General features: G+C 64.9%; 1 protein-coding gene. It reads left to right on the top strand.

Going from position 1 to position 305, the window contains the following annotated elements; all coding sequences use genetic code 11:
- Positions 1–250, top strand: a 250-nt coding sequence (locus ACAG24_RS29520) for a DUF222 domain-containing protein (RefSeq protein ID WP_370476403.1), incomplete at its 5' end; no start/stop codon positions are given.
- Positions 251–305: the final 55 nt, after the last annotated feature.

The following is a 305-nucleotide window of genomic DNA, read 5'->3' as shown; positions in this document are numbered from 1 at the left end:
GGCGCAGGCGGATGCGGAGTTGGCGGGCCAGGGTGCGGGGTTGGATCCGCAGAATTTGGCTGCGGTGGCGCGGTATCTGCTGGCCAAGATCGATCAGGATGGGCCGGCGCCGTCAGAGCGGGAGCGGGGCCGCAAGCGGGGGTTGACGTTCGGGCGCCAACAAGCCGACGGGTCCAGTTTTCTCAGCGGCTGGGTGACAGCGAAGTGTCGGGCGGCGGTAGAGGCGGGGCGTGTCAGATCGTTTGTGTAGCTGTGGCTCCTAATTGAATGGAGCAGTATCGATGGATGTGACCACTGACGAGCCA

The sequence above is a fragment of the Mycobacterium bulgaricum genome (genome assembly GCF_041287165.2).
Classification (GTDB): Bacteria; Actinomycetota; Actinomycetes; order Mycobacteriales; family Mycobacteriaceae; genus Mycobacterium; species Mycobacterium bulgaricum.
This window is presented reverse-complemented; position numbering and strand designations above follow the sequence as displayed.